This window comes from Janthinobacterium sp. GMG2 (genome assembly GCF_033949445.1).
Lineage (GTDB): Bacteria > Pseudomonadota > Gammaproteobacteria > Burkholderiales > Burkholderiaceae_D > Janthinobacterium > Janthinobacterium aestuarii.
Genome location: NZ_JAXAWA010000006.1, coordinates 207,374 through 232,243, shown reverse-complemented (window position 1 = coordinate 232,243; position 24,870 = coordinate 207,374). Strand labels below are relative to the sequence as shown.

Sequence of the window (24,870 nt, the reverse complement as noted above, 5' to 3'; positions counted from 1 at the left end):
GTCGTTACCGCTGCTGGAGCGGAGGCGCTGCGGCGCTATCGTGTAGGGCTAACGTGTAGCATTATCCTGCAGCGTTATCCTGTGCAGGTGCGTGCATCTGCGCCAGATGTTGCTCGATGGCAAAGACATGCTGATCGCTCTTGCCCAGCTCGCGCAAGGCGCTGGCCAGATGCAGCAGGTATTCGCTGTTCGGGCCGCTGGGACCGTTTGATCGGGCGATCTGGCGAGCGATATCCAGTTCCGGGGCTGCGCCCAGGAAGGCGGCGTTTTCCTCGTTGGCGATGTACACGAGGCCTTCGACCTTGCCGCCGTCCTCGAAGGTGATGTCGGTGGCCAGGCGCAGGTAGCCGTTCTTTTCGCGGTGGTCGAGGTGGGCGAAGACTTCGGGCGTGATCAGATAAGCCATGCCGTCGCACACGGCGCCCGCCTGCGGCACGATGGTGGCGACCCGGCCCGGCGCCATTGGCGTGCCGCGGTGGTCATGCGAACCTTGCCAGAAGCGCCGCGTCCAGCCGGCGATGCTGGCGGGGCGGCGTTCGATGTAGGGGAAGTCGGCCTTGTAGATCAGCGACCCATAGCCGAACAGCCAGACCTGTGCATGGCCGTCGAATTTGTTCATGCGCTGGTTGATGGCGATGGTGGCGGCGTCGATGGCGGACAGGTCGTTCTGGGCAGGCTGGGTCATGGCGTAGGCGGCAAAGGGCGATGCGCCATTATAAAGCGGCGCCAGCCGGGCCGCCTGCGGGCAGGGCGTCGCGTGCCGCGCCGCTGCCAGCTCCCACATTCCACTCGTGCGTCTCGACAAAGCGGAACAGGAAGGCCATGAAGCTTTCGGCGGCCGGCGACAGCGAACGGCCCGTCTTCGTGTAGACGAAAAAGCGCCGCGTCAGTTCCGGCTCGTGCAGGGCGCGCATGTGCAATTGATATAGTTTCACCATCGGTTCCGCGTACGGCAGGCAGACCGTGATGCCCAGGTTGGCGCTGACCATGGCCAATGCCGTCGTCATGAAGGTCACTTCGTTATAGGGATTGAGCGACAGCTCGCGAAACGCGCCATGCATGTCGCGCAGCAGGCGTTCCGTGAACTGGCCCTGCAGCGAAATGAACGGGTAGTCGCCCACGTCGGCCCAGGTGACCCTTTCCTTTTGCTGCAGCGGGTGCTGTTCTGGGAAGACCAGCACGAAGGGCATCTCGAACAGCGCTTGCGCGGCGATCTCCGCCGTTGGGTCGCGCTCGGGGCCGATGCCGAAATCGACTTCGCCGCTGAACACGCGCGCCGAGACATTCTCCACAGGGCAGTCGACAAGGCGCAGCTGCACGTCGGGGTGCGCCTGGCGATAGGCGGCGATTACTTCCGGCAGCAGGGTGCACGCCATCATCTGCGGCGCGGCGATGCGCACCATGCCCGTTTTCAGGGCCTTGCGCTGGGCGATGCCGGCCATGGCGCCGTCGAGGTCCTCGATCATCTTTTCAAACAGCGGATACAGTTCGCGGCCGATTTCCGACAGCTGCGTCTTGCGCGTGCTGCGCTCGACCACGCGTACGCCCAGCACGCTTTCCAGTTCCTTGATCAAGCCGCTCAAGGCCGATTGCGTGACGTGCAGGTATTCGGCGGCCAGGGTAAAGCTGCCGGTCTTGGCCAGCGCCACGAAGGCGCGCATTTGGCGCAGGCTGGGACTCATAAGATAATCCGATAAATCAATGGTTAAAAATTGTTTGTATGATAGCTGTAACTCGATTCTAATGGTGAAAAGCTGAAAAACAGGCCAGCCAACGCGCCCACGGCGCCATCCATTGGAGACAAGCACATGAAGATCAAGCAAATCCACCACGTCGCCTACCGCTGCATCGACGCGAAGAAAACCGTCGAGTGGTACGTCAAGCATTTGAACATGAATTTCGTCCTCGCCATCGCCGAAGACCTGGTGCCATCGACCAAGGCGCCGGACCCGTACATGCATGTCTTCCTCGATGCGGGCCATGGCAATGTGCTGGCCTTTTTTGAACTGCCGACGCAGCCGCCGATGGACCGCGACCGCAATACCCCGGCCTGGGTGCAGCACCTGGCGCTGGAAGTGGGCAGCATGGAGGAACTGCTGGCCGCCAAGGAGCGCCTGGTCGCCGGCGGCATCGAGGTGCTCGGTCCCGTCAACCACGCCATCTTCCAGTCGATCTATTTCTTCGACCCGAACGGCCACCGCCTGGAGCTGGCGGCTAACGTGGGCACGCCGGAGATGATGGCCAAACTGGACGCCGTCAAATGGGAAATGCTGGAAGAATGGTCGCAGACGCGCCGCGCGCCCAAGCACGCCGCCTGGATGCACGCGCCGGCAGACGCCTGAGCGCACCGGACCGACACTCTCTGACAAATACACCGAACAAGGAACACCATGAAATTCGCAACCCTGAAAAACGGCAGCCGCGACGGCGCCCTGATCCTCGTCAGCCGCGACCTGCGCCAGTACCAGCGCGTGGCCGCCATTGCGCCCACCTTGCAGGCCGCGCTCGACAACTGGGACGCGGTCGCGCCAAAGCTGGAGCAGGCCTACGCCGACCTGAACGCGGGCCAGGCGCCGGACGCGCAGCCGTTTGATGCGGCGCTGTGCCACTCGCCGCTGCCGCGCGCCTACCAGTGGGCCGACGGTTCCGCCTACATCAACCACGTGGAACTGGTGCGCAAGGCGCGCAACGCGGAAGTGCCGGCCTCGTTCTACACGGACCCGCTGATGTACCAGGGCGGCTCGGACAGTTTTATCGGCCCGCGCGACCCGATCTTCGCCCTGTCCGAAGAGTGGGGCATCGACCTGGAAGCGGAAGTGGCGGTGATTACGGGCGACGTCGCCATGGGCGCCAGCGTGGACGACGCGGCGAAAGCCATTCGCCTCGTCATGCTGGTCAACGACGTCTCCTTGCGCAACCTGATCCCGGGCGAACTGGCCAAGGGTTTCGGTTTCTTCCAGTCGAAGGCGGCCAGCGCGTTTTCCCCGGTCGCCGTCACGCCGGACGAACTGGGTGCCGACTGGGTGGACAGCAAGCTGCATTTGCCGCTGCTGGTGGACTTGAACGACAAGCCGTTCGGCAAACCGAATGCGGGCGAAGACATGACCTTCAATTTTGCCCAGTTGGTAGCCCATGCGGCGAAGACGCGCGAACTGGGCGCCGGCAGCATCGTCGGTTCCGGCACCGTGTCGAACAAGCAGGGCAACCTGTTTGGCTCGAGCATCGAGAACGGCGGCGTCGGTTACTGCTGCCTGGCCGAAGTGCGCATGTATGAAACCATCGAACACGGCGCGCCAAAAACGGCGTATCTGAAGTTCGGCGACACGGTGCGCATCGAGATGCGCGACGCGGCGGGCACCAGCATCTTCGGCAGCATCGAGCAGACCGTGGCCCTGTACGCCGGCCGCGCCTGAGGGGAGGCCCATGAAGCTGTACACCTATTTCCGCAGTTCGGCTGCCTACCGCGTGCGCATCGCCTTGAATCTCAAAGGCATCGCCTACGACAGCATCCCCGTGCATTTGCTGCAGGATGGCGGACAGCAGCTGCTGCCCGCCTACCGCGCCGTCAACCCGTCGGCCCTGGTGCCGGCGCTCGACGACGATGGCGCCATCCTGACGCAGTCGCTGGCCATGCTCGAGTACCTCGACGAGACGCGCCCTGGCGTGCCGCTGCTGCCGGCGGACGCGCTGGGAAGGGCACGTGTGCGCGCGCTGGCCCTGGCCATCGCCTGCGATGCCCATCCGCTGACGAATCTGCGCGTGCTGAAATACCTGAAAAACACCCTGGGGCTGTCGGACGAGGCCAAGCAGGAGTGGTACCGCCACTGGATGGCCGAGGGACTGGCGGCCGTGGAAGCGCTGCTGGCGCAGGGCGATCCGGCCGGCACGGACCTGTTCTGCCATGGCGGCAGCCCGACGATGGCCGACTGCTGCCTGGTGCCGCAGGTATTCAATGCGCAGCGCTTCGCCATCGACCTGGCGCCGTATCCGCGCGTGGCGCGCATCCATGCGCATTGCGCCGGCTTGCCCGCGTTTGCCGCCGCGCATCCGTCGCAGCAGCCTGACGCAGAATAGGGCATCAGGTCAATAAGGGAGCAGGTTCAGCTCCACTCAACCCTGTCCCGTCCGCCACGCTTGGCGCGGTACAGGGCCTGGTCGGCGCGGATCAGCAGATCGGTCAAGTTGTCCGCTTCCCGTCTGGCTGGTGCGGTCGGTTGCGGCGTACTGGATGTCACGCCGATGCTGATGGTCAGGCTGACCAGTTGGCCATCATCGCATTCCACGCGCAAGCCGGCTGCCGCCAGGCGCAGGCGCTCTGCCGCTTCCAGCGCCACCGGCAGCGGCGTCTCCGGCATCAGCAGCACGAATTCCTCGCCCCCGAAGCGCGCCGCCGTATCCATGCCCCGCGTGACGCTGCGCAGCACTTGCGCGACGGCAGCGATGGCGCGGTCGCCCGCGTCGTGGCCATGGCCGTCATTGATGCGCTTGAAATGGTCGATATCGATCATCAGCAGCGACAGCGTGTGACCGAAGCGCTGGGCGCGCTCAAGCTCCTCCGTCAGCCGCAGGGTCATCATGCGGCGGTTCCCCAGGCCCGTCAGCGGGTCGGTCGTGGCTTGCTGCTCCAGCCGGGAGTTGGCCACCAGCAGTTCCAGGGTACGCTGCAAGACCCGTTCCTCGAGCATGTCGCGCTCCGCATGCAGGGCCGCCACGCTGGCGCGGCGGCTGCGCTGGGCCAGCAGCAGGGCCGTGATCAGCGCCGCTTGCAGCGCGATCAGCGACAGTCCGGCGATGATCTGCCAGTGATATTGCGCCCATACGCCCTGTGGCCGGTTCAGGATGCGCGCCTCGCCGGGCAGGTTGCGCAAGCCGAAGCGCTGTACCGCGGCATCGTCAAAGATATACGCCTGCATGCCATCCGGGTCGGGCGTTCTGCCCAGCAGGATGCGCGCAATGGTGCGTCCCACTTTCTCTCCGCTGATGACATAGCCGCCCACCACGCCGGGCAGTATCAGCGACTCCACGCTGGTGAAAATGGGCACGGCGCTGCGCGAGGCCAGGTCGCGCGCCATGACGGGCGGCGTCGTGCGCTGCCCCAGTTCGTCGCGGTAGACGGGCAGCAGGTAGATGCCGCTGCCCTCGCCCAGCGTGCCGGTGCGGCGCCACAACTCTTCCTGGCTCAGGTGATCCCAGAACTCGACCTTGAGTCTGTTTTGGTAGGGCGCGATGGCGGCGCGGATGGCGGCGATCCACGCCTGGCCGCGTGCGCTGCCGTCGCCGACGACGGCGATATGGCGCAGCCTTGGCGTCACTTGCAGCATGACGCCGATGGCCTTGCCAAAATCGTGGCGCACATCGAGATTGATGCCGTCGGCAGGTACCCAGTCCTGCCGTCCCTGATTCACATAGTAGCGGGGCACGCCGGGAAACAGCGTTGGATGCTGGCTCAGGAACTGGGCCGCCAGGTAGTTTTCCGTGATGATGGCGTCGAACCGCACCATCCTGTACTTGGTTTGCAGATAGGTTTCCAGCCCGGCTATGGCAGGTTGCTCGCCCACGCGCACGGAATCGAGCCGCTCCTCATAGATGCCGGGCGCGAGGCGCCAGTTCTCGTTGGCCAGTTCGGCGCTCATGCCTTTGTGGATCAGCGTTTGCCACTGCGAGGAGGCGTCGCTGCCCAGCGAATACAGTACCAGCACTTGCCTTGGCGCAAAACGCGGTGCGCTGATCTCCGTCAGGTCTTGCGCATGGACGGGGGCGTTGCAGCATAGCCATAGCAGAAAGCTCAGGCAGGGCAAGCGTATCGCGGCGCGCAATCGTGTGAGGTAGGGACAGGGCATGGACAGGGCAGTGTGTTGAGAACTTGCCCAGGCGCAATGAGCGTTAGTGGATGGAAGAATCCGGTAAGCACTATTTCTTGATGTGGCTCAAGTTCCAAGGAAACCAGTCTAGCATTGCCGGCCTCGATTGGCGCAGATGGCGTGCAATTTTTGATACTGTTGTTGCTATATTGGTATTGCTGTGAGATGTGGGGGGTGCGCATTCAACAATGCAGGCGTACCGGTGCGCTACAATTTGCGTTTGCCCAAATATTTCACGCGCCATGACTGCAACAACCGTTCCTGCCAGCATCACCGATGCCCTGTCCCTGGCGCATGCTTCCTGGCGTCCCATCCTGCTGCGCGGCTTGGACGCCGTGATGGCGGCCGATCCCGCCTACCTGCCGGCGCTGGCTGCCGACGATTACCTGCCCACGCAAGGCCGGCTGTTCGCCGCCTTTGCCCTGCCGCTGGCGCAGGTGCGCTACGTGCTGGTGGGCGAGGGGCCGTATCCGCGCGCCGACAGTGCCACGGGCGTGTGCTTCATGGATGGCGCCGTCGGCAGTCTGTGGTCGGCCACGGGGCTGTCGAAGCCCGTCAACCGCGCCACGTCCCTGCGCAACTTCATGAAGATGCTGCTGGTGGCCGATGGCCAGCTGCAGGGCGGCGACACGTCCGGCGTAGCCATGGCGCCCGTGGCGGCTGCCGCGCAATTGCCGGGCAGCGGCGTGATCCAGACCTTGCCCGACCTGCAGCGCAAGATGACGGAGCAGGGCTTTTTGCTGCTCAACGCGGCGCTGGTGTTCCGTTCCCACGTGCCGCCCGTGCAGGATGCGCGCGGCTGGCTGCCTTTCCTGCAGGTGGTGCTCGAAGCGCTGGCGCGGCAGGGCGGGGCGGCCTTGCCGCAACTGGTGTTGTGGGGCAAGATTGCCGAGCTCATCAAACGCCTGCCGGTGGCGGCATCGTTGCCGCAGGTGACGGCGGAACATCCGTATAATCTGTCCTTTATCGGCAATCGTGACATGCAGGCCTTGTTTGGCCCGATGCAACTATTGCGTGCTTGAGATTGAATTGACGCCATCTGGCGGAAGTGCGGGGAATATGCAAATCAGTAACGTGGAAGAATTGAAGGCGTGGATTGCGGCGGGCGGCGTGCCCGACTATCTGTATTTCTGGGGCCACACGCCGGCGCAGCCGCAGGTGCCCGACAAAAGCTGCTTCAGCCAGTGGTTCCCGTCGCCCTTCAGCCTGGCCGGCGTCACGTATGCGACGGCCGAGCACTACATGATGGCGCAAAAGGCAGCCCTGTTTGGCGACACGGCCGTGCAGGCGCGCATCGTGGCGGCCGCGCGGCCGTCGGAAGTGAAGAAGCTGGGGCGCGAAGTGGCGAACTTTGACGCCAAGGTGTGGGAAGCGGCGCGCGCCAGTATCGTCTTCGATGGCAATTTTGCCAAATTCTCGCAAAAGCCCGCGCTGCGCAAGTTTTTGCTGGGCACGGGCGAGCGCGTCATCGTCGAAGCCAGTCCCGTCGACCGCATCTGGGGCGTGGGCCTGGCTTCGGACAATCCGCGCATCGACGATCCCGCCAGCTGGGACGGCTTGAACTTGCTCGGTTTCGAGTTGATGAAAGTGCGCAGCGCTTTACGTGCTTGAGCGGTACTGTTGTTTTCCTGATGCCGCCGCGCCCGGCGCGGCCGGCCATGCCCCTGCCAGCCCTGTGGTCATCGAGGGGCGCTCTGACAAACCCCGCCGAATTTGTTATACTTGACTAAATCATTCAACTACTCAGGGTTTGAGAAGTTGAAAAGCCGCAATATTTTAAACTAGTTGAACCGAGGATGTATGCGTCTGACTACAAAAGGCCGTTTTGCCGTGACTGCGATGATCGATCTTGCCCTGCGCCAGGGTAAAGGTCCGGTCACCTTGTCCGGCATCAGCCAGCGCCAGTCGATTTCCCTGTCCTACCTGGAACAGCTGTTCGGCAAGCTGCGCCGCCATGAGATCGTCGAATCGATCCGCGGTCCGGGCGGCGGCTACAGCCTGGCGCGCCGCGCGGACAAGGTGACGGTGGCCGACATCATCATCGCGGTCGACGAGCCGCTGGACGCCACGCAGTGCGGCGGCAAGGAACATTGCCACGGCGCCGACGCGGCCACGGGTGCGCGCTGCATGACGCATGAATTGTGGTCCACACTCAATGAAAAAATGGTCGATTATCTGGATTCTGTGTCCTTGCAGGACCTGGTCGACCAGCAGAGACAAAAGATTGCCGAACAAAGCGTGATGGTGATGCATCGTAACCACGCCGCCATCGGTTGAATATTACAAAATACTAAGTTGCTGATTGCAGGAGTTATTGATGAACGCCCCAGAAAAAAACGTAGGCCAAGTGCACTTTGAAACCGCACCGCATTTCCCGATCTACATGGATTACTCGGCCACTACGCCGATCGATCCACGCGTCGCCGACAAGATGATTCCCTACCTGCGCGAGCAGTTCGGCAATCCGGCATCGCGCAGCCACATGTATGGCTGGACGGCGGAAAAAGCCGTGGAAGAGGCACGCGGCCACGTGGCGGCCCTGGTGAACGCCGATCCGCGCGAAATCATCTGGACCTCTGGCGCGACGGAAAGCAACAACCTGGCCATCAAGGGCGCGGCACAGTTCTACAAGACCAAGGGCAAGCACATCATCACCGTCAAGACCGAGCACAAATCGGTACTCGACACGGTGCGCGAACTGGAACGCATCGGCTTTGAAGCGACGTATCTGGAACCGCAGGACAACGGCCTGATCACCGTCGAGCAGCTGGCCGCGGCCGTGCGCCCGGACACCATCCTCGTGTCGGTCATGCTGGTAAACAACGAAATCGGCGTGATCCAGCCGATCGACGAGATCGGCGTGTTCTGCCGCTCGAAAGGCATCATCTTCCATTGCGACGCCGCGCAAGCGACGGGCAAGGTCGTCATCGACCTGCAAAAGACCAAGGTCGACCTGATGACCTTCACGGCGCACAAGACCTACGGCCCGAAAGGCGTGGGCGCCCTGTACGTGTGCCGCAAGCCGCGCGTGCGCCTGGAAGCGCAGATGCACGGTGGCGGCCATGAGCGCGGCCTGCGTTCGGGCACCCTGCCAACGCACCAGATCGTCGGCATGGGCGAAGCGTTCCGCATCGCCAAGGAAGAAATGGACAGCGAAATCGGCCGCATCAAGGCCTTGCGCGACCGCCTGGCCAAGGGCTTGCAGGAGATCGAAGAAGTCTACATCAACGGCGACATGGATCACCGCGTGCCGCACAACCTGAACGTGAGCTTCAACTACGTCGAAGGCGAGTCGCTGATCATGGCGATCAAGGATATCGCCGTGTCGTCCGGTTCGGCCTGCACCTCGGCCAGCCTGGAACCATCGTACGTGCTGCGCGCCCTGGGCCGCAGCGACGAACTGGCGCACAGCTCGATCCGCTTCACCATCGGCCGCTTCTCGACCGAGGAAGACATCGACTTCGCCGTGAACCTGTTGAAATCGAAAGTACACAAGCTGCGCGAACTGTCGCCGCTGTGGGACATGTTCAAGGACGGAATCGATATCAATTCGATTCAATGGGCAGCCCACTAACCAACACCGTGGCCCCTGTTGACGGGGCCGGCAAGAATATTAAAGGAGCATCAAAATGGCTTACTCGGACAAAGTACTCGATCACTACGAAAACCCGCGCAACGTGGGCGCTTTCGACAAGGGTGATGAAACCATCGGCACCGGCATGGTAGGCGCGCCTGCTTGCGGCGACGTGATGAAACTGCAGATCAAGGTCGGCGCCGATGGCCTGATCGAAGATGCGAAATTCAAGACCTACGGCTGCGGTTCGGCCATCGCGTCGAGCTCGCTGGTAACGGAATGGGTCAAGGGCAAGACCCTGGACCAGGCACTGGCCATCAAGAACACGCAGATCGCCGAAGAACTGGCCCTGCCGCCAGTGAAGATCCACTGCTCCATCCTGGCGGAAGACGCCATCAAGGCGGCCGTACTGGATTATCAAACCCGTCACCCGGCAGCAGCTTAAACGTTGGTAGCCCGCCCCAGCCGCAAGGCCGGGGCAGTTACGGAGAAATACATGATCACACTGACCGAAAAAGCGGCGAAACACATCAACCGTTATATCGAACGGCGCGGCAAGGGCATGGGTTTGCGCTTCGGCGTGCGGACCACGGGCTGCTCGGGCCTGGCTTACAAGCTCGAATATGTCGATGAAGCGGCGGCCGAAGACAGCGTCTTCGAATCGCACGGCGTGAAAGTCTTCGTCGATCCGAAAAGCTTGCCTTACATCGACGGCACGGAACTCGATTTCGCGCGCGAAGGCTTGAACGAAGGTTTCAAGTTCCACAATCCGAACGAAAAAGACGCCTGCGGCTGCGGCGAGTCCTTCAGGATTTAAACAGCTGGCAAGACCCCGGTCGGTGCGCTGTACCCATCGATTGAGGTACAGCGACCACTGACCATTATGCAAAACCACTTCGAATTATTCCAGTTGCCGGCGCAGTTCTCGCTCGACATGAGCGCGCTCGACGCAGCCTACCGCGACGTGCAGGGCAAGGTTCACCCGGACCGCTTCATCAACGCCAGCAGCGCTGAAAAGCGCGTGGCGATGCAATGGGCCACGCGCGCCAATGAAGCCTACCAAACCCTGAAAAGCCCGCAAAAACGCGCGCAATACCTGTGCGAACTCAATGGCGTCGACTTGCAGACGGAGTCGAACACGGCCATGCCCGTCAGCTTCCTGATGCAGCAGATGGAGTGGCGCGAAGAACTGGGCGATGCCCGCGCCGGCAAGGATGCCGACGCGCTCGACGCCCTGGACCGCCAGCTGCGCGGCGAACGCAAGGCCTTGCTGGCCCAGGTGGCGGCCCAGCTCGACGCCGCCGACTATGTGAATGCCGCGCAAAGCGTGCGCGCCCTGATGTTCCTCGACAAATTCGGCGAGGAAGTCCGTTTTGCCTATGAGGCGATTGAAGTCTGATCTCCGGATAGCTTGACCGGCGTGCCAAGCGCCAGTCTGGCGCGCGTCTTATAATGCGCGACAGGCATCAACCGCATCACGCAAAAAATTAATCGAGGCACGAATACAATGGCACTTCTGCAAATTTCCGAACCAGGCATGTCGACCGCGCCGCACCAGCACCGCCTGGCCGTCGGCATCGATCTGGGCACTACCAATTCCCTGGTCGCGACCGTCCGCAACAGCATTCCCGAGGTGCTCAACGACGAGGAAGGGCACTCCCTGCTGCCGTCCGTCGTGCGCTACCTGCCGAATGGCCACGCGAACATCGGCTACAAGGCCCTGTCCGCGCAAACGACCGACCCGAAGAACACCATCGTGTCCGTGAAACGCTTCATGGGCCGCGGCCTGGCCGACATCGCCTACGCGGAAAACCTGCCCTACGACTTCCAGGACACGCCTGGCATGGTGCAGCTGAAAACCGTGGCCGGTGTGAAAAGCCCCGTCGAAGTGTCGGCGCAAATCCTCGCCACCTTGCGCCAGCGTGCGGAAGATTCGCTGGGCGACGACCTGGTCGGCGCCGTGATCACCGTGCCCGCCTATTTTGACGACGCGCAGCGCCAGGCAACGAAAGATGCGGCGCAGCTGGCCGGCATCAACGTGCTGCGCCTGTTGAGCGAGCCGACGGCCGCCGCCATCGCGTACGGCCTCGATAATGCGTCCGAAGGCGTGTACGCCGTGTATGACCTCGGCGGCGGCACTTTCGACATCTCGATCCTGAAACTGAGCAAGGGCGTGTTTGAAGTGCTGTCCACAGGCGGCGATTCGGCCCTGGGCGGCGACGATTTCGACCGCCGCCTGTTCTGCTGGATCAGCGAGCAGGCCAAGCTGGCACCGCTGTCGGACGAAGATACGGCCATCCTGATGGTGAAAGCGCGCGAGATCAAGGAATTGCTGTCGACCAAGCCGGAAACGACGATCGACGCCAAGCTGAACTCGGGCGAAGAAATCCACCTGCGCGTTACGGCTGCCGACTTTGCCGCCATGACGCAGCACCTGGTCGCCAAGACCATGAACGCCATCAAGAAAGCCTTGCGCGATGCGAACGTGGACGCGGACGACGTCGACGGCGTGGTGATGGTGGGCGGCGCCACGCGCATGCCGCACGTGCAGCGCGCCGTCAGCGAATTTTTCCACACGACGCCGCACGCGAATATCGACCCCGATAAAGTGGTGGCGCTGGGCGCGGCCATCCAGGCGAACTTGCTGGCCGGTAACCGCGCCGCCGGCGACGACTGGCTGCTGCTGGACGTGATCCCGCTCTCCCTGGGCATCGAAACCATGGGCGGCCTGGTGGAAAAAATCATCCCCCGCAATTCGACGATCCCATGCGCCCGTGCGCAGGAATTCACGACCTTCAAGGACGGCCAGACGGCCCTGGCCGTGCACGTGCTGCAGGGCGAGCGCGAACTGGTGAGCGATTGCCGCTCGCTGGCGCGTTTTGAATTGCGCGGCATTCCGCCGATGGTGGCGGGCGCCGCGCGCATCCGCATCACGTATCAGGTCGATGCGGACGGCTTGCTGTCCGTCTCGGCGCGCGAGCTGCGCTCGGGCGTGGAAGCATCGATCAGCGTCAAGCCGGCCTACGGCCTGGGCGACGACGACATCGCGCGCATGCTGCAGGACTCGTACACGTCGGCCGACGTCGACATGGTGGCGCGCGCGCTGCGCGAAGAGCAGGTGGAAGCGGAGCGCATCCTGCTGGCCACGCAGTCGGCGCTCGATGAAGACGGCGGCTTGCTCGATGACGCCGAGCGCGTCACCGTCGACGGCTTGATGAACAAGGTGCGCGATGCCATCGTGCAATCGCAAAGCGGCGCCATCGACCATCAGGCCTTGAAGCTGGCGATCGAGCTGCTCGCCGACGGCACCGAGGATTTCGCCTCGCGCCGCATGGACCGCAGCGTGCGCACGGCCTTGACGGGTAAATCCCTGGACCAGGTCGTACAAGACTAATTGAACAGCGCGCCGCCGAAACTGCGGCCGCGCTCCGAATGACAGACTGAAAGAAGAAACCATGCCACAAATCGTTATCCTGCCGCACGCCAAGCTTTGCCCGGACGGCGCCGTCATCGAAGCACCTGCCGGCAAGTCCATCTGCGACATCCTGCTGGAAAACGACATCGACATCGAGCACGCCTGCGAAAAATCGTGCGCCTGCACCACGTGCCACGTGCTGGTGCGCGAAGGCATCGAATCCTTGAACGAAGCAACGGAACTGGAAGAAGACATGCTGGACAAGGCCTGGGGCCTGGAAGCCGTGTCGCGCCTGTCGTGCCAATCCATCGTGGCCGAGGCCGACCTTGTCGTTGAAATCCCGAAATACACGATCAACCAGGTCAGCGAAGGCAGCCACTAAGATGAAATGGTCCGACATCACCGCGATCGCCGAAGCGCTGTTCGATACGCATCCGGACATCGATCCCCTGACCGTGCGTTTCACCGACCTGCATAACTGGGTGGTGGAACTGGACGGTTTCGACGATGACCACACGCGCGGCGGCGAAAAAGTGCTCGAAGCGATACAGATGGCGTGGATCGATGAAGCGCGCTAAGGGCGCGGCAGCCGCCGCCACCGCAGTCGCTGCGCCGAAAGACATCATCACGGCCGCCAGCAACATGCCCGAGATCAAGGATGGCCAGTCGGTCGCCTTGCTGCAGGAATTGCACATCCTGACGCGCGACGGCAAGATGAATCAGGACAGTCGCCGCAAGCTCAAGCAGGTGTACCACCTGACGCAGTTCATCGAGCCGCTGCTGCGCGAAGTGCAGCTCGACCATCCCGGCGTCTCGCTGGTGGACCACGGCGCCGGCAAGTCCTACCTGGGCTTCATCCTGTACGACCTGTTCTTCAAGAACGGCAACGACGGTTCGCACATCTACGGCATCGAGACGCGCGAAGAGCTGGTGCAGCGCTCGCAGGAACTGGCGAAGAAATTCAAGTTCCCCGGCATGTCGTTCTTGCCGCTGTCCGTGGCCGAATCGACGGAATCGAACTTGCTGCCCCAGCAGATCGACATCGTCACGGCATTGCACGCCTGCAACACGGCCACCGATGACGCCATTCACTTCGCCCTGAAGAAAAAGGCGAAGTTCATGGTGCTGGTGCCATGTTGCCAGGCGGAAGTCGCGTCCGTGCTGAAGAAGAACAAGGGCAAAAACCTGGGCAAGAGCGTCTTGACGGAACTGTGGCGCCATCCGCTGCACACGCGCGAGTTCGGCAGCCAGATCACCAACGTGCTGCGCTGTCTGCAGCTGGAAGCGCACGGTTACCAGGTCAGCGTGACGGAACTGGTGGGCTGGGAGCATTCGATGAAGAATGAACTGATCATCGCCAGCTACAAGAACCTGCCGCGCCAGCGTCCGACGGAACGCCTGCAGGAAGTGCTGCAGACCCTGGGCCTGGAAGAGATGGGCCACCGTTTCTTTGCCGAGGAATTGGCCAAGGCGACGGCCTGACTTGTTGGATTACGCGGCAAGCCGCTAATCCAACCTACCAAGCCCGCCATCGCCGCGCCGGTCGGGTAGGTCGGATTAGCGCGCAAGCGCGTAATCCGACAATCACCAGCAACAGCCGGTAGGTCGGGTAGGTCGGATTAGCGCAGCGTAATCCGACAACCATCGGACAATCAGCAACAACGGCAACAAGAGGGGAGGAGCCGGTCGGTTACAATACCGGCTTTCTCCTCCCTTGCTTTTTGCGCCTCCCCATGACCACACCAATCGAAATGCCCACCGTCCGCCTGGCCAAGCGCCTGTCTGAAGACGTGCCCTGTTCGCGCCGCGAGGCCGAGCTGTATATCGAGGGCGGCTGGGTGACGGTCGATGGCGTGCTGGTGGAAGAGTCGGGCGCGCGCGTGGCCGACAATCAAACGGTGGTGCTGCTGCCGAACGCGACTCTGGATGAAATGCCGCCCGTGACGATCCTGCTGCACAAGCCGGCCGGCATCAATGGCGGCGTGGGCAGCGAAGGCAAGCCGGCCCTGAGCTGTTTGCGTCCCGAAGAGATTTTCACGCCGGACAATGTGGCGCCCAGCTCCGTCACGCGCTTCCTCAAGCGCCACCTGATCGGTCTGACCATCACCAATCCGCTCGACACCATGGCGTCCGGCCTGCTGGTGTTCACGCAGGATTTCCGCGTGGCCCGCAAGCTGGTCGACGAAGCGAAAACGGTGGAGCAGGAATTCATCGTGGAAGTGTCGGGCGCCATCGCCGAGAATGGCCTGGCGCTGCTCAATCATGGCTTGCCCTTCAATGGCAAGCCTTTGCCGCCGATGAAGGTCAGCTGGCAGAATGAAACGCGCTTGCGCTTTGCCCTGAAAAACGTGCAGCCAGGCCAGATCGCCCACATGTGCAAGATGGTGGGACTGGACGTGGTCGCCATGAAACGCTTGCGCATTGGCCGTATTTCGATGGGCGCCATGCCGCCAGGCCAGTGGCGCTATCTGCAAGGCTACGAACGCTTCTAAAGCTGCGGCGCCACGATGGAATGGTTTTCCGCAAAGCTTTTCCATAGCCGTTCGGCGATATTCAGCGCGATGGTATCGGCCTTCTCCTGCAGGGCCGGGTTGCCCATGCTTTCCGTCGTCGCAAAGAACAGGGTCAGCCAGCGGCGGAACATGCAGGGCGTGAGGTTTTCCATTTGCGCGTGCTGGGCCAGCGGCTTGCCGTGGTAGCGCATGGTGCCGCGCAGCAAGCCTGACCAGAAATCGATCAATGTTGCCAGATGAGCATCCCAATCCTTGACCTCGGCGGCAAAGATGGGGCCTAGCATGGCGTCGTCGCGCGCGGCCGCATAAAAAGTGTGGACGAGATGCTTGACTTCGTCTTCGCTGCAGACTTCCTCGCGGTAGGGAGCGAAGCGTGTGTGGGGGAGGGGGGCGGTATTCTTCATGGCATGCCATGATCGCAGAGCCCCCGTGGCGCTTCAATGACCCAGGTCAAGCCGCGTAAAAACTCAGGCGGCGACTTTCTTCGGCTTCTTCGCGGGAGTCGGCAATTGCACGATCTGCGTGCCCGCCAGCTTGTCGTGCAGGAATTGACCATTGCCCGTGAACAGGGCCGTGCTGGACCAGGCCAGGATGCCCACGCCGATGGCGCCCAGGGCCGTCCAGTGCTGCAGGTCGAAGGCATACGCCGCCACGAGCGCGGGCAGCAGCCACATCCATGACAGGACATAGCGGTAGGCGGCCACGCGCAGCGGCACGTGGGCGTGGCCCGGCAGCACGACTTTCAGGCGCCACGTCTTCATGGCCAGGGTTTGTCCTTCGCGGCTCCACTGATGGATGAAGTACGCGCCCATGACGAGGAAGGCCAGGCATTGGCGCATGTGTTCCGTCAATGGCGTATGCGCGCCTTGCACGGCCAGTTCAAACAGCAGAAACGGCAAAAACAGCACGGCCAGGGCCAGCAGCGACTCGTACACCATGGAAATCAGGCGGCGCTTGATCGTGGGATGGGAGGTGATGCTGGCGGCAGGCGTGCTATTTGACATTGGTCGGCAGTGGGGCAGGCGTAACAGGTGGTATGACGGGCACGGCGGCGGGTGGCGTGGTGGCGGCAGAATCGCCTGCCGGCAGGGCCGTCGCTGCGGGAGCGGGCGGCTGGACAGGTGCGGCGGCAGGCGCTGCCGGCGTGACAGGCGCCTTAAGTACGGGCGGCTTGGTCGTGGTCGAATTGATCGCAGGCACCTTGCCCAGCGGTTTTTTCGGCACGAGCTCCGTCGCCAGCTTTTTCTTTTGATCTTCCGGCAATTGCTGGTATTGCTCCCATTGCGCGGTTTTTTGGCCCGGATCAATCTTCTTCGTGCGGGTATAGTTCTCGCGCACGAGGCGGCGCTGTTCCGGCGTCAGCTTGACCCATTCGCGCATGCGGTCATGTACGCGGATTTGCTCGTCGGCCGTCATGGAGGCAAAACGGCTGGCGATATCGAGCCATTTCTGCTTGCGCAGCGGTTCCAGCTTGTTCCACTCGCCCGCCAGCGGCTGCAGGGCTTCCTGTTGCGCGCGCGACAGCTTGTTCCATAATGGATTCTCGCCAGCCTTCGGCGTGCCGCCCTTGCCGCCCGTGCGGGGTGAGCCGGGCTTGACGGCCGGTGCGGGCGCCACGACGGGCGCGGCTGCTGCAGGAGGGGCGGCGGGCGCGGCATGTTGCTGCGCGCCTACCCAGGCGGCGCCCGCCAAGGCGCAAGCACCCAGGCCGATGCCGCCAGCCAGCCAGCCTTTGCGTACGCTCGTGCGTGCCATTTATTGCTCGCGTTTCGTCAGGTAGGCGTTGAAGCCATGGTCCATGTAGGCGGAGAGCGGCAATTCGTCCGACAGGACGGCGGCGTCGATTTCTGCCAGTTCGGCAATATGTTGTTCCTGCTCAAACTGATAGATGCCCACCAGGCCGCCAACGAGCAGCAGCAGGGGGATGACAACGCTCATGCGGCCCAGCCACGACAGCGGTTCGACGAACAGGCTGCTGGCGATGCCGGCGAAGACGTCCTTGCGCACGGCGACTGCGGCGGGCGCGTCCGCCTTCTTGCGCGACAGGGCCAGCTTGCGTGCCGCCGCCAGGCGATCGGTGGCCGATGCGGGCAGGTCGTCGAGTTTTTCGTTCAGTGCATGGCGCACTTTGTAAGCGAAATTGAGATCGTCGGTGTTCATAATTTAATTCCCTTGGCTTTCAGCGATTCGGCGAGCGTGTGGGTAGCTCTAGAGCAATGTGTTTTCACGCTACCTTCGGAGCAACCCATCGCTTCCGCTGTTTCAGCCACATCCATGTCCTGCCAGTAACGCATGAGGAAGGCTTCGCGTTGACGTGAGGGCAGTTTTTGTACCTCTGCATCAATCAAATCAAGCATTTGCGCGCGTTCGACCTGGTCGGCCGACGATTCGGCGGCACTCGAGCCCTGTTCCGATTCATAAGTATCAAGTATATCAAAATCTTCATGCTCGTCGCCCGAGGGCTTCATGCCGGAAAACAGGCTGACCCAGGTGTTGCGAACTTTTTCGCGGCGGAAATAATCAAGGATGGTGTTCTGCAGGATGCGCTGGAACAGCATCGGCAGTTCGGCGGCCGGCTTGTCGCCGTATTTCTCGGCCAGCTTGATCATGGCGTCCTGCACGATGTCGAGTGCCGATTCTTCCTTGCGGACCGCGTAGGCGGCCTGCTTGAAAGCGCGCCGCTCGACATTTTCTAGAAAGTCGGATAATTCTTTGTCTGTTGCCATGCGGTATTGGGGATCTTAGCGGCTGCGGGGTGCGGTGGGCGAAATGGGGGCGGGTATGCTTTTTGCAACCCCGTGCATGCTAGCAAAAAATGTGCGTTTCCGCAGGGTTTTTGCACGGCGTGCGGGCGAATTGGCCTTTCGGCTGACATTTTCCTTGACCATAATGGTGCAACGCGATAACGTATGGGACGCTTTGAACACCCCAAAGCCCTATGGTCAGGTCGCGACCGGCACACAAGGCCATCCGCGGCAAGACGCGCTTTCATTTGTAGGCAGTTTGTTCTAACCCGCGCCACAAGCGCGAGCGGTTCGTACAGGCGCCACAGAAACTCCGGCCAAACGAGTTGCGTTAAGCGTTGTTTTGTAAGGTATCTATGGGTGCCCAAAGAAATGTCGTGACCGCATGAAAAGGGAAGCAGGAGCACTGTCGCGCACGGCGAACTTCGTCAGGAAAGAACATCCGATCAATCTCCAATGGACCTTGAAAGGAATGTTTCATGAATACCGAAGCAGCAGCAGGACCCATTACCGGCGCAGAAATTGTCGTGCGCTGTCTGGCTGAAGAGGGCGTCGAGCACGTCTTTGGATACCCGGGCGGAGCCGTACTCTACATCTACGACGCCATCTTCCAGCAAAGCAAATTCCAGCATATCCTGGTACGCCACGAGCAGGCCGCGATCCACGCCGCCGATGCCTATTCGCGCAGCTCGAACAAAGTCGGTGTCGCCATCGTCACGTCCGGTCCGGGCGTCACGAATGCCGTCACGGGCTTGTCCACCGCGTACATGGACTCGATTCCCATGGTCGTGATCTCCGGCCAGGTGCCGAGCCACGCCATCGGACAGGATGCGTTCCAGGAATGCGACACGGTCGGCATCACGCGCCCCGTCGTCAAGCACAACTTCCTCGTCAAGGACGTCAAGGACCTGGCAGCGACGATCAAGAAAGCCTTCTTCATCGCCCGTACCGGCCGTCCGGGACCCGTGCTGGTCGATATCCCCAAGGATATCAGCATGCACAAATGCCATTTCGACTATCCGAAGGAAGTCGAGATGCGTTCCTACCGTCCCGTCGACAAGGGCCACTCGGGCCAGATCCGCAAGGCCGTGCAGCTGTTGCTGCAAGCCGAACGCCCGATGATCTACACGGGCGGCGGCGTGATCCTCGCGCATGCGGCTCCTGAGCTGAACAAGCTGGTCGACCGCCTGGGTTTCCCGTGCACCAACACCTTGATGGGCTTGGGCGGCTACCGCGCCTCGAGCGAGCAGTATGTCGGCATGCCCGGCATGCACGGCACCTATGAAGCGAACATGGCGATGCAGAACTGCGACGTCCTGATCGCCATCGGCGCCCGTTTCGATGACCGCGTGATCGGCAACCCGAAACATTTCGCCTCGCATCCGCGCAAGATCATCCACGTGGACATCGATCCATCGTCGATTTCCAAGCGCGTCAAGGTCGATATCCCCATCGTCGGCAACGTCAAGGACGTGCTGATCGAGTTCCTCGCGCAACTGGACGCGGCCGAAGCCAAGCCGAACGTCAATGCCTTGAGCAACTGGTGGAAGCAGATCGCCGAATGGCGTGGCCGCGAATGCCTGAAATACCCGACCTCCGACCTGGTTATCAAGCCGCAATCGGTGGTGGAAAAGGTGTTCCAGATCACCAAGGGCGACGCCTTCATCACGTCCGACGTGGGCCAGCACCAGATGTGGGCGGCGCAATACTATGGCTTCGACAAGCCGCGCCGCTGGATCAATTCCGGCGGCCTGGGCACCATGGGTGTCGGCTTGCCGTACGCCATGGGCGTGCAGATGGCCAATCCGGACGCCACCGTTGCCTGCATCACGGGCGAAGGTTCGATCCAGATGTGCATCCAGGAGCTCGCCACGTGCAAGCAGTACCACCTGACGCCGAAGATCATCATGCTCAACAACCGCTTCCTCGGCATGGTGCGCCAGTGGCAGGAAATCGATTACGGTTCGCGCTATTCCGAGTCGTACATGGATTCGCTGCCCGATTTCGAAAAGCTGGCGGAAGCGTACGGCCACGTGGGCATGAAAATTGAAAAACCGGGCGACGTCGACGGCGCCCTGAAAGAGGCGTTTGGCATGAAAGACAGGCTGGTATTCATGAACTTCATTACCGACCAGTCCGAAAACGTGTGGCCAATGGTGAAAGCCGGCAAGGGCCTGTCCGAAATGATGCTCGGTTCGGAGGATCTCTAATCATGCGCCATATTATTTCTGTCTTGCTGGAAAACGAAGCGGGCGCCCTGTCGCGCGTGGTAGGCCTGTTCTCGGCACGCGGCTACAACATCGAAACATTGACGGTGGCGCCGACGGAAGACTCGACCCTGTCGCGCATGACCATCGTCACCAGCGGTTCGGACGACATCATCGAGCAGATCACCAAGCACTTGAACCGCCTCATCGAGGTGGTCAAGGTGGTGGACCTGACCGAAGGCCAGCATATTGAACGCGAGTTGATGCTGATCAAGGTTCGGGCCGTGGGCAAGGAGCGCGAGGAAATGAAGCGCACCGCCGATATCTTCCGTGGCCGCATCATCGATGTCACCGAAAAGACGTACACGATCGAACTGACCGGCAACAAGGTCAAGCTCGACGCGTTCATCGATTCGATCGACCGTGCCGCCATCCTGGAAACCGTCCGTACGGGCGGTTCCGGCATCGGCCGCGGCGAACGCATCCTCAAAGTATAAAAAGACTAGTAGTACTAAGCGGCCCTGGCGCCGCATTTAAAACAACAACGCATCATCAAATATATAGGAAATACCATGAAAGTTTTTTACGACAAAGACGCTGACCTCTCCTTGATCAAAGGCAAAAACGTTGCCATCATCGGCTACGGTTCGCAAGGCCATGCACACGCGCAAAACCTGAACGATTCGGGCGTCAACGTCACCGTCGGCCTGCGCAAGGGCGGCGCTTCGTGGACCAAGGTCGAGCAAGCGGGCCTGAAAGTAGCGGAAGTCAATGACGCCGTGAAAGCGGCCGACGTCATCATGATCTTGCTGCCAGATGAAAACATCGCCCAGGTCTACAACGAAAACATCGCTCCGTTCGCCAAGCAAGGCGCCGTGCTGGCCTTCGCCCACGGCTTCAACGTGCATTACGGCCAAGTCGTGCCACGCGCCGACCTGGACGTGATCATGGTCGCGCCGAAAGCGCCAGGCCACACCGTGCGCGCCACCTACACCCAGGGCGGCGGCGTACCGCATCTGATCGCCGTGTACCAGGATAAATCGGGCATCGCCCGCGATATCGCCCTGTCGTACGCTTCGGCCAACGGCGGCGGCCGTGCCGGCATCATCGAAACGAACTTCCGTGAAGAAACCGAAACGGACTTGTTCGGCGAACAAGCCGTGCTGTGCGGCGGCGCCGTGGAACTGATCAAGGCCGGCTTCGAAACCCTGACGGAAGCGGGCTACGCTCCTGAAATGGCGTACTTCGAGTGCTTGCACGAATTGAAACTGATCGTCGACCTGATCTATGAAGGCGGCATCGCCAACATGAACTACTCGATCTCGAACAACGCCGAATACGGCGAATACGTGACCGGTCCTAAGGTCGTGACGTCGGCCACCAAGGATGCGATGCGTCAATGCCTGAAAGACATTCAAACGGGCGAATACGCGAAGAGCTTCATCCTGGAAAACAAGGCAGGCGCACCGACCCTGATCTCGCGCCGCCGTTTGACGTCCGAGCACCAGATCGAAGAAGTGGGCGCGAAATTGCGCGCCATGATGCCTTGGATCGCCAAGAACAAGATGGTTGACCAGTCGAAGAACTAAGCAGTTATCGTTCTTCACAAGAAGCCGGCGCAAGCCGGCTTTTTTTATGCGCATCGTTTGGCAGGCAACATCCGTTACAATCAGGCCCATTCAACCATACCGTCCGCACCATGCTTGTTTTTTCTAAAGTTTTTGTCGGGAATCTTCATGTGGTCAAGCGCCCCGTCTCGCTTGCCATCAGTTGCTGGTTTCTGGTCATCGGTTCTCTGTCATCGCTCGTGTCGGCTTACCTCGGCCGCAACGATCCCGCCATGCAGGCGTGGATGGCGCACAGCGCGATTCCCGCCGAGGTGCAATACGCGATCTTGCTCGCCAGCCTGGGCATTACCCTGGCGGCCGCGCTGGCCATGCTGCAAAGGCAGCGTGGCGCGCGCACTGTGTATCTGGTGTGGGGCGTGATCGACATTGCGCTCAGCCTGGCGACCGTGCCGCTCAAGATGAATGTCTTGCCTGGCGCGCTGACGTTCGCCGTCATCTGCGCCTTCCTGTACAGTCCGAAATCGAATGCCTGGTTTTCGCCACGCAAGGCGGCCAATGATGCCTGCATGACGCCAGCTTGAGCGCGGCTGGTTTCGTCCGCCCGTTTTCCGCCCGCCTCCTGTTTTTTTTATATTCCTATATAATCCCGCCCTTCCTTTGCAGTTTCATACTTGACTGCATCTGTTTCGGTATCTGCCGACCGCAACGCGCATCACCGCTTTTGTAGCACGCCAGGCGCTAATTGATCAGCCGCTTGGCAACCTGAAGGACCCCTATGACCGACCGCACTACCGCCACAGTACCCATGCCGGGCACTGCCGAATCTTCCATTTCCGAACGGCTTCCAGTCCTGGCCTTGCTGGCCCTAGCCATGACGGCGTTTCTCGCCCTCCTGTCGGAAACCTTGCCGGCCGGCTTGCTGCCGCAGATTGCCCGCGATCTCAATATTTCCGAAGTCATGACGGGCCAGCTGGTCACCGTCTACGCCATCGGTTCCATCCTGACGGCCATTCCCCTGACAGCGCTGACGAGCGGCTGGCACCGGCGCAATGTCTTGCTGCTGGCCATCATCGGCTTTTTGATCTTCAATACGGCGACGGCGCTGTCGCCCAACTATATTGTCGCCCTGGTCTCGCGCTTCGTCACCGGCATGGCCGCCGGGCTGGCCTGGGGCTTGATGGCCGGTTATGCGCGCCGCATGGTGTCCGTCGAACAGCAGGGCAGGGCGATGGCGATTGCCATGATCGGCACGCCGCTGGCCCTGTCCCTGGGCGTGCCGCTGGGCACCCTGATGGGCGGCGTGCTGGGCTGGCGCAGCATCTTCGGCATCATGTCGGGGCTGGCCGTGGTGCTGGTCGCGTGGGTGCTGCTGGCCGTGCCCGATTATCCTGGGCAAAAGAATGGCGAGCGCCTGTCGATCCGCCAGGTATTCATGACGCCGGGCGTGCGGCCGATTCTGGCGGTGATCGTCGCCTGGATGCTGGCGCATAACATTCTGTATACCTACATCGCGCCGTTCCTGGCGCCGTCCGGCCTGCGCCCGCGTGTCGACCTGGTACTGCTCGTGTATGGCGTAGGTTCCTTGGCCGGCATCTGGCTGGTCAGCCAGCTGATCGACCGCTGGCTGCGTCCGCTCGTGCTGGGCTGCATCGCCGCCTTGGCTCTCGTGATGGTGGCGCTGGGCCTGGCGATGGACTCGCCTGCCGTGATCTATGTCAGCATGGCCATCTGGGGCATCACCTTCGGCGGCGCTGGCACCTTGCTGCAGACGGCGTCGGCGGACGCGGCCGGCGACGGCATGGATGTGGCGCAGGCCATGGTGGCGACCATCTGGAACGTGGCCATTGCGGGCGGCGGCCTGGCGGGAGGCTTGCTGCTCGACGGCTATGGTGCGGCTTCGTTCCCGTGGGCCATGCTGGCCTTGCTGCTGGTGGCATTGACCATCGCCTGGCGCGCGCACCGTCACAGTTTCAAGCCGGGCCGGCGCAGCGGCGGCGCGGTGGTCGGCCACTGATAAGTCATTAATAACATTGTTTTTTTCAATGGCAGTGTATTGAAATGTGAGCAGATGTGACTGGCAAGCGCATTTTGTGACGATTTGTTAATTTGCGCCACGGGAATGAATGAGGCGTTAGAATCTACACAGTTTGACAAGTTTCTCAAGCGGAAGGGGTGCCAAAAGCGCCCCGTTCGCTGGCTGTCAGCCACATTAACTACCTAGGAGTACCCCCATGACCGTGATGAAATCCGTCCTTGTTGCCGCCGCAGCCACCGTTGCCCTGAGCGCGCAAGCGCAATCCCTGCCGACTTCCGGCACTCTGGTGGTCGTCCCCGCGTTTGGCGAAGTCAAGCATGTCAATGACCAGGTGGTCGCTACCCTGGCCGTCGAAGAGCAGGACAAGGACAAGGCTGCCGCCGCGTCGCGTGTCAACCAGAAGATGAACAAGGGCATCGCCATCGTCAAGCAGGCCGACCCGTCGGCAGCATTGAAATCGTATGGCTACTACACCTATCCCGTGTATCCGGAAGAGCGCCCATTGCCGGCTGGCGCCGTTGCCAAGCCGCGCCTGCCAACGGCCTGGCGTGTTGGCCAGTACCTGGAAGTGACGACGGCCAATCTGGCGTCGCTGCCAAAGACCGTGTCGGCGGCGCAAGGCGTGCTGACCCTGAATGGCTTGAATTTCGGCCTGAAGCCGGAAACCATCCGTTTGCTGGACGACCAGCGCATCGCCGCCACCTATAAAAACCTGAATGAGCGCGTGGCCGCCATCGCCAAGGCCATGGGCCGCAACGTTTCCGACGCCGTGCTCGATACGGTGGACTTCGAAGGTTCGGGTAACTACGTCACGGAAAACCGCTCTGCCGCCGCACCGATGATGATGCGCAGCGCCAAGATGAGCGAAGACAGTGCCGTCGCCGAACCGAGCTTCGAGCCGGGCGAAACGACGCTCGACATGCGTGTCGTCGGCAAGGTCAAGTTCAAGTAAG

At 61.8% G+C, this 24,870-nt stretch carries 29 protein-coding genes; 21 read left to right on the top strand and 8 right to left on the bottom strand.

Annotated elements, in window-relative coordinates; all coding sequences use genetic code 11:
- Nucleotides 1–61: 61 nt before the first annotated feature.
- Together SKZ59_RS21575 and SKZ59_RS21570 are read right to left on the bottom strand one after the other, a co-directional pair.
- Entirely contained in the window at nt 62–652 is a 591-nt protein-coding gene (locus SKZ59_RS21575; protein WP_319992983.1) for a gamma-glutamylcyclotransferase, read from the bottom strand.
- Nucleotides 653–713: 61 nt separating this feature from the next.
- Entirely contained in the window at nt 714–1,682 is a 969-nt protein-coding gene (locus tag SKZ59_RS21570; protein ID WP_034750103.1) for a LysR family transcriptional regulator, read from the bottom strand.
- Between the two features lie 126 nt (nt 1,683–1,808).
- On the opposite strand from SKZ59_RS21570, the gene SKZ59_RS21565 reads away from it, so the two are divergent.
- From SKZ59_RS21565 to maiA, 3 genes are read left to right on the top strand one after another with little or no spacing between them, the layout of a single operon-like run.
- Entirely contained in the window at nt 1,809–2,342 is a 534-nt protein-coding gene (locus SKZ59_RS21565) for a VOC family protein (RefSeq protein ID WP_034750100.1), read from the top strand.
- A gap of 48 nt (nt 2,343–2,390) precedes the next feature.
- Nucleotides 2,391–3,413 (top strand): fumarylacetoacetate hydrolase family protein, encoded by a 1,023-nt coding sequence (locus SKZ59_RS21560; RefSeq protein WP_319992897.1) that lies wholly within the window; start codon nt 2,391–2,393, stop codon nt 3,411–3,413.
- 10 nt (nt 3,414–3,423) lie between these two features.
- Nucleotides 3,424–4,074: a maleylacetoacetate isomerase gene (gene maiA, locus SKZ59_RS21555; protein WP_319992896.1), complete on the top strand. Its 651-nt coding sequence runs from the start codon at nt 3,424–3,426 to the stop codon at nt 4,072–4,074.
- 26 nt (nt 4,075–4,100) lie between these two features.
- Here the strand turns inward: maiA and SKZ59_RS21550 are convergent, their stop codons facing one another.
- The gene (locus tag SKZ59_RS21550; protein WP_319992895.1) at nt 4,101–5,840 is read right to left on the bottom strand and encodes a GGDEF domain-containing protein; all 1,740 of its coding nucleotides are present in this window, start codon (nt 5,838–5,840) and stop codon (nt 4,101–4,103) included.
- A 263-nt stretch (nt 5,841–6,103) separates the two neighbouring features.
- Between SKZ59_RS21550 and SKZ59_RS21545 the strand changes: the two genes are divergently transcribed.
- From SKZ59_RS21545 to SKZ59_RS21490, 12 genes are all read left to right on the top strand, one after another.
- Nucleotides 6,104–6,883: a uracil-DNA glycosylase gene (locus SKZ59_RS21545; RefSeq protein WP_034750091.1), complete on the top strand. Its 780-nt coding sequence runs from the start codon at nt 6,104–6,106 to the stop codon at nt 6,881–6,883.
- A gap of 37 nt (nt 6,884–6,920) precedes the next feature.
- Nucleotides 6,921–7,472, top strand: coding sequence for an NADAR family protein (locus tag SKZ59_RS21540; RefSeq protein ID WP_319992894.1), 552 nt, complete (start codon nt 6,921–6,923; stop codon nt 7,470–7,472).
- Between the two features lie 189 nt (nt 7,473–7,661).
- Complete coding sequence (gene iscR / locus SKZ59_RS21535; protein ID WP_034750086.1) at nt 7,662–8,138, top strand: Fe-S cluster assembly transcriptional regulator IscR; 477 nt, start codon at nt 7,662–7,664, stop codon at nt 8,136–8,138.
- A gap of 40 nt (nt 8,139–8,178) precedes the next feature.
- On the top strand, nt 8,179–9,435 hold the full coding sequence (locus tag SKZ59_RS21530) for an IscS subfamily cysteine desulfurase (RefSeq protein WP_034750084.1): 1,257 nt from the start codon (nt 8,179–8,181) through the stop codon (nt 9,433–9,435).
- Nucleotides 9,436–9,490: 55 nt separating this feature from the next.
- Nucleotides 9,491–9,880, top strand: coding sequence for a Fe-S cluster assembly scaffold IscU (gene iscU / locus SKZ59_RS21525; protein ID WP_034779562.1), 390 nt, complete (start codon nt 9,491–9,493; stop codon nt 9,878–9,880).
- 51 nt (nt 9,881–9,931) lie between these two features.
- Nucleotides 9,932–10,252 carry an iron-sulfur cluster assembly protein IscA gene (gene iscA / locus SKZ59_RS21520; RefSeq protein ID WP_034750079.1) on the top strand — a complete coding sequence of 107 codons (321 nt, stop codon included), beginning with the start codon at nt 9,932–9,934 and terminating at the stop codon, nt 10,250–10,252.
- Nucleotides 10,253–10,318: 66 nt separating this feature from the next.
- Nucleotides 10,319–10,834, top strand: a complete 516-nt coding sequence (gene hscB / locus SKZ59_RS21515; protein ID WP_035820574.1) for a Fe-S protein assembly co-chaperone HscB — start codon at nt 10,319–10,321, stop codon at nt 10,832–10,834.
- Nucleotides 10,835–10,942: 108 nt separating this feature from the next.
- Nucleotides 10,943–12,829, top strand: coding sequence for a Fe-S protein assembly chaperone HscA (gene hscA / locus SKZ59_RS21510; protein ID WP_319992893.1), 1,887 nt, complete (start codon nt 10,943–10,945; stop codon nt 12,827–12,829).
- A gap of 61 nt (nt 12,830–12,890) precedes the next feature.
- Entirely contained in the window at nt 12,891–13,232 is a 342-nt protein-coding gene (gene fdx / locus SKZ59_RS21505) for an ISC system 2Fe-2S type ferredoxin (RefSeq protein WP_034750070.1), read from the top strand.
- A 1-nt stretch (nt 13,233) separates the two neighbouring features.
- Nucleotides 13,234–13,428: a Fe-S cluster assembly protein IscX gene (iscX, locus tag SKZ59_RS21500; RefSeq protein ID WP_034750067.1), complete on the top strand. Its 195-nt coding sequence runs from the start codon at nt 13,234–13,236 to the stop codon at nt 13,426–13,428.
- Complete coding sequence (locus SKZ59_RS21495) at nt 13,415–14,332, top strand: SAM-dependent methyltransferase (protein WP_319992892.1); 918 nt, start codon at nt 13,415–13,417, stop codon at nt 14,330–14,332. Before iscX ends, SKZ59_RS21495 begins: the two co-directional genes overlap by 14 nt.
- A 251-nt stretch (nt 14,333–14,583) precedes the next feature.
- The gene (locus SKZ59_RS21490; RefSeq protein WP_319992891.1) at nt 14,584–15,342 is read left to right on the top strand and encodes an rRNA pseudouridine synthase; all 759 of its coding nucleotides are present in this window, start codon (nt 14,584–14,586) and stop codon (nt 15,340–15,342) included.
- Here the strand turns inward: SKZ59_RS21490 and SKZ59_RS21485 are convergent.
- From SKZ59_RS21485 to SKZ59_RS21465, 5 genes are all read right to left on the bottom strand, one after another.
- Nucleotides 15,339–15,767: a group III truncated hemoglobin gene (locus SKZ59_RS21485; protein ID WP_319992890.1), complete on the bottom strand. Its 429-nt coding sequence runs from the start codon at nt 15,765–15,767 to the stop codon at nt 15,339–15,341. The genes SKZ59_RS21490 and SKZ59_RS21485 overlap by 4 nt on opposite strands.
- A 63-nt stretch (nt 15,768–15,830) precedes the next feature.
- Nucleotides 15,831–16,367 (bottom strand): RDD family protein, encoded by a 537-nt coding sequence (locus tag SKZ59_RS21480; RefSeq protein ID WP_319992889.1) that lies wholly within the window; start codon nt 16,365–16,367, stop codon nt 15,831–15,833.
- Nucleotides 16,357–17,118 (bottom strand): DUF3106 domain-containing protein, encoded by a 762-nt coding sequence (locus tag SKZ59_RS21475; RefSeq protein WP_319992888.1) that lies wholly within the window; start codon nt 17,116–17,118, stop codon nt 16,357–16,359. Before SKZ59_RS21475 ends, SKZ59_RS21480 begins: the two co-directional genes overlap by 11 nt.
- Entirely contained in the window at nt 17,119–17,523 is a 405-nt protein-coding gene (locus SKZ59_RS21470) for a DUF3619 family protein (RefSeq protein WP_046683840.1), read from the bottom strand.
- A complete protein-coding gene (locus tag SKZ59_RS21465) occupies nt 17,520–18,089 on the bottom strand; it encodes an RNA polymerase sigma factor (protein ID WP_034750048.1) in 570 nt (189 codons plus the stop codon). Before SKZ59_RS21465 ends, SKZ59_RS21470 begins: the two co-directional genes overlap by 4 nt.
- Nucleotides 18,090–18,586: 497 nt before the next feature.
- Between SKZ59_RS21465 and SKZ59_RS21460 the strand changes: the two genes are divergently transcribed.
- The 6 genes from SKZ59_RS21460 (at nt 18,587) to SKZ59_RS21435 (ending at nt 24,869) form a co-directional block, all read left to right on the top strand.
- On the top strand, nt 18,587–20,317 hold the full coding sequence (locus SKZ59_RS21460) for an acetolactate synthase 3 catalytic subunit (RefSeq protein WP_319992887.1): 1,731 nt from the start codon (nt 18,587–18,589) through the stop codon (nt 20,315–20,317).
- Between the two features lie 2 nt (nt 20,318–20,319).
- A complete protein-coding gene (gene ilvN, locus SKZ59_RS21455) occupies nt 20,320–20,811 on the top strand; it encodes an acetolactate synthase small subunit (RefSeq protein WP_010399754.1) in 492 nt (163 codons plus the stop codon).
- Nucleotides 20,812–20,886: 75 nt separating this feature from the next.
- Nucleotides 20,887–21,903, top strand: coding sequence for a ketol-acid reductoisomerase (ilvC, locus tag SKZ59_RS21450; protein ID WP_034750044.1), 1,017 nt, complete (start codon nt 20,887–20,889; stop codon nt 21,901–21,903).
- A 149-nt stretch (nt 21,904–22,052) separates the two neighbouring features.
- Nucleotides 22,053–22,463 carry a hypothetical protein gene (locus SKZ59_RS21445; RefSeq protein ID WP_319992886.1) on the top strand — a complete coding sequence of 137 codons (411 nt, stop codon included), beginning with the start codon at nt 22,053–22,055 and terminating at the stop codon, nt 22,461–22,463.
- Between the two features lie 194 nt (nt 22,464–22,657).
- Nucleotides 22,658–23,896: an MFS transporter gene (locus SKZ59_RS21440; RefSeq protein ID WP_319992885.1), complete on the top strand. Its 1,239-nt coding sequence runs from the start codon at nt 22,658–22,660 to the stop codon at nt 23,894–23,896.
- 217 nt (nt 23,897–24,113) lie between these two features.
- Nucleotides 24,114–24,869 (top strand): SIMPL domain-containing protein, encoded by a 756-nt coding sequence (locus SKZ59_RS21435; RefSeq protein ID WP_034750034.1) that lies wholly within the window; start codon nt 24,114–24,116, stop codon nt 24,867–24,869.
- Nucleotide 24,870: the final 1 nt, after the last annotated feature.

Bases quoted from the DNA above. Each gene is read 5' to 3' on its own strand.
- SKZ59_RS21570 (WP_034750103.1), bottom strand. From the start codon at position 1,682: ATGAGTCCCAGCCTGCGCCAAATGCGCGCCTTCGTGGCGCTGGCCAAG.
- SKZ59_RS21565 (WP_034750100.1), top strand. From the start codon at position 1,809: ATGAAGATCAAGCAAATCCACCACGTCGCCTACCGCTGCATCGACGCG.
- SKZ59_RS21560 (WP_319992897.1), top strand. From the start codon at position 2,391: ATGAAATTCGCAACCCTGAAAAACGGCAGCCGCGACGGCGCCCTGATC.
- maiA (WP_319992896.1), top strand. From the start codon at position 3,424: ATGAAGCTGTACACCTATTTCCGCAGTTCGGCTGCCTACCGCGTGCGC.
- SKZ59_RS21550 (WP_319992895.1), bottom strand. From the start codon at position 5,840: ATGCCCTGTCCCTACCTCACACGATTGCGCGCCGCGATACGCTTGCCC.
- SKZ59_RS21545 (WP_034750091.1), top strand. From the start codon at position 6,104: ATGACTGCAACAACCGTTCCTGCCAGCATCACCGATGCCCTGTCCCTG.
- SKZ59_RS21540 (WP_319992894.1), top strand. From the start codon at position 6,921: ATGCAAATCAGTAACGTGGAAGAATTGAAGGCGTGGATTGCGGCGGGC.
- iscR (WP_034750086.1), top strand. From the start codon at position 7,662: ATGCGTCTGACTACAAAAGGCCGTTTTGCCGTGACTGCGATGATCGAT.
- SKZ59_RS21530 (WP_034750084.1), top strand. From the start codon at position 8,179: ATGAACGCCCCAGAAAAAAACGTAGGCCAAGTGCACTTTGAAACCGCA.
- iscU (WP_034779562.1), top strand. From the start codon at position 9,491: ATGGCTTACTCGGACAAAGTACTCGATCACTACGAAAACCCGCGCAAC.
- iscA (WP_034750079.1), top strand. From the start codon at position 9,932: ATGATCACACTGACCGAAAAAGCGGCGAAACACATCAACCGTTATATC.
- hscB (WP_035820574.1), top strand. From the start codon at position 10,319: ATGCAAAACCACTTCGAATTATTCCAGTTGCCGGCGCAGTTCTCGCTC.
- hscA (WP_319992893.1), top strand. From the start codon at position 10,943: ATGGCACTTCTGCAAATTTCCGAACCAGGCATGTCGACCGCGCCGCAC.
- fdx (WP_034750070.1), top strand. From the start codon at position 12,891: ATGCCACAAATCGTTATCCTGCCGCACGCCAAGCTTTGCCCGGACGGC.
- iscX (WP_034750067.1), top strand. From the start codon at position 13,234: ATGAAATGGTCCGACATCACCGCGATCGCCGAAGCGCTGTTCGATACG.
- SKZ59_RS21495 (WP_319992892.1), top strand. From the start codon at position 13,415: ATGAAGCGCGCTAAGGGCGCGGCAGCCGCCGCCACCGCAGTCGCTGCG.
- SKZ59_RS21490 (WP_319992891.1), top strand. From the start codon at position 14,584: ATGACCACACCAATCGAAATGCCCACCGTCCGCCTGGCCAAGCGCCTG.
- SKZ59_RS21485 (WP_319992890.1), bottom strand. From the start codon at position 15,767: ATGAAGAATACCGCCCCCCTCCCCCACACACGCTTCGCTCCCTACCGC.
- SKZ59_RS21480 (WP_319992889.1), bottom strand. From the start codon at position 16,367: ATGTCAAATAGCACGCCTGCCGCCAGCATCACCTCCCATCCCACGATC.
- SKZ59_RS21475 (WP_319992888.1), bottom strand. From the start codon at position 17,118: ATGGCACGCACGAGCGTACGCAAAGGCTGGCTGGCTGGCGGCATCGGC.
- SKZ59_RS21470 (WP_046683840.1), bottom strand. From the start codon at position 17,523: ATGAACACCGACGATCTCAATTTCGCTTACAAAGTGCGCCATGCACTG.
- SKZ59_RS21465 (WP_034750048.1), bottom strand. From the start codon at position 18,089: ATGGCAACAGACAAAGAATTATCCGACTTTCTAGAAAATGTCGAGCGG.
- SKZ59_RS21460 (WP_319992887.1), top strand. From the start codon at position 18,587: ATGAATACCGAAGCAGCAGCAGGACCCATTACCGGCGCAGAAATTGTC.
- ilvN (WP_010399754.1), top strand. From the start codon at position 20,320: ATGCGCCATATTATTTCTGTCTTGCTGGAAAACGAAGCGGGCGCCCTG.
- ilvC (WP_034750044.1), top strand. From the start codon at position 20,887: ATGAAAGTTTTTTACGACAAAGACGCTGACCTCTCCTTGATCAAAGGC.
- SKZ59_RS21440 (WP_319992885.1), top strand. From the start codon at position 22,658: ATGACCGACCGCACTACCGCCACAGTACCCATGCCGGGCACTGCCGAA.
- SKZ59_RS21435 (WP_034750034.1), top strand. From the start codon at position 24,114: ATGACCGTGATGAAATCCGTCCTTGTTGCCGCCGCAGCCACCGTTGCC.